Annotated in this window: 2 protein-coding genes; one reads left to right on the top strand and one right to left on the bottom strand. The window is 73.6% G+C overall.

The features are described from left to right. The coding region (locus ACFCY7_RS40420) for a hypothetical protein (RefSeq protein ID WP_376491074.1) at window positions 1-185 on the bottom strand (185 nt) is incomplete at its 3' end. Between the two features lie 21 nt (window positions 186-206). Between ACFCY7_RS40420 and ACFCY7_RS40415 the strand changes: the two genes are divergently transcribed. Further along, the gene (locus ACFCY7_RS40415; RefSeq protein ID WP_376491073.1) at window positions 207-1,883 is read left to right on the top strand and encodes an ABC transporter substrate-binding protein; all 1,677 of its coding nucleotides are present in this window, start codon (window positions 207-209) and stop codon (window positions 1,881-1,883) included. The last annotated feature ends 33 nt before the right edge of the window (window positions 1,884-1,916 follow it).

Below are 1,916 nucleotides of genomic sequence, written 5' to 3'. Positions count from 1 at the left end.
CCCCGGCCCCGCCCCGGGCCGGCCCCCCGTCGGTCCTCGCCGGTCCGGGCCGCCCCCGGCGGTCCGCGCCGGTCCTCGCCGGTCCGCGCCGGTCGGGATATGCCGACCGGCCCCAGGGCTATGCGCACGTCCCGCCGCACCTCCTCGCCCGCCCGCCGCCGCCCCCAGGATGGGACGGACGGCATCGCGACGAAGGCTGGAGGATCATGGAGACCACTCGGTCGAAGACCGTGGACCAGGGGGACGAGGGGTTCGACGCCGCCGTACGGGGTGTGGTCGCACCGACCGACACGACGGGCGGCACGCTCCGGCTCGTCCGCACGGACGACTTCGACTCGCTGGACCCCGGCAACACCTACTACGCCTACACGTGGAACTTCCTCCGGCTCGTCGGCCGGACCCTGGTCACCTTCGACACCGCCCCCGGCAAGGACGGCCAGCGGCTCGTGCCCGACCTGGCCGAGGCGCTCGGCGAAGTCTCCGAGGGCGGCCGGGTGTGGACGTACCGGCTGCGCGCCGGACTGAAGTACGAGGACGGCACGCCCGTCACCTCCGCCGACGTCAAGTACGCCATCGCCCGCAGCAATTACGGCACCGACGTGCTGGGCGCCGGCCCGACCTACTTCCGCCACCTGCTCGGCACCGACTACGGCGGCCCGTGGCGGGAGCCGGACGCGGACGGGCCCGTCACCCTGGAGACCCCCGACGACCGCACCCTGGTCTTCCGGCTCCTCGAACCGTTCGCCGGTCTCGACCTCCTCGCGACCATGCCGAGCACCACGCCGGTGCCGCGCCACCGGGACACCGGCGCCGACTACCGGCTCGGACCGGTGGCGACCGGCCCGTACCGGGTCGCCTCCTACACCCGCGGCGAGCTCGCCGTCCTGGAGCCCAACCCGCACTGGGACCCGTCCACCGACCCGGTGCGCGTCCGGCGGGCCGAGCGCGTCGAGGTCCACCTCGGCAAGGACCCGCACGAGGTCGACCGCATGCTGCTCGCCGGGGAGGCGCACGTCGACCTGGCCGGTTTCGGGGTGCAGCCCGCGACGCAGGAACGGATCCTCGCGGACCCGGAACTGCGCGCCCACACCGACAACCCGCTCACCGGGTTCACCTGGATCTACTGCCTGTCGAGCAACATCGCGCCGTTCGACGACGTGCACTGCCGTCGGGCCGTGCAGTTCGCCACCGACAAGGCCGCGATGCAGCTGGCCTACGGCGGACCGGTCGGCGGCGACGTCGCGACCACCCTCCTGCCGCCGACGCTCGACGGCTACCAGCCGTTCGACCGCTACCCCGTCGGCCCCGACGCCACCGGCGACCTGGACGCCGCGCGCGCCGAACTCAAGGCGGCCGGCCGCCCGGACGGCTTCCGCACCAGGATCGCGGCCCGCAAGGACCGCCTGAAGGAGTACCGGGCGGCCGAGGCCCTGTCGGCCGGCCTCGCCCGGGTGGGCATCGAGGCCGAGGTCGTCGACTTCCCGTCGGGCGACTACTTCGACCTCTACGGCGGCTGCCCCGCGTACCTGCGCGAGCACGGCATCGGGATCATCATGTTCGGCTGGGGCGCCGACTTCCCCGACGGGTACGGCTTCTTCAAGGAGCTCGTCGACGGCCGGGCGATCAAGGAGCGCGGCAACCAGAACATGGGCGAGCTGGACGATCCCGAGATCAACGCCCTGCTCGACGAGGGCGCGCGGTCCTCCGACCCGGAGCGGCGCGCGGAGATCTGGCACCGCATCGACCGGCTGGCGATGGAGCACGCGGTGATCGTGCCGTACCTCTACCCGCGGTCCCTGCTCTACCGCCACCCGGACACCCGCAACGTCTACGTCACCGGTTCCTTCGGGATGTACGACTACGTGGCGCTCGGCGCGAGCTGAGCGCCCCCGGCCCGCACCGCGCACCGCACCGGG

It is taken from the genome of Streptomyces sp. NPDC056361, assembly GCF_042262805.1.
GTDB lineage: Bacteria > Actinomycetota > Actinomycetes > Streptomycetales > Streptomycetaceae > Streptomyces.
This window is presented reverse-complemented; position numbering and strand designations above follow the sequence as displayed.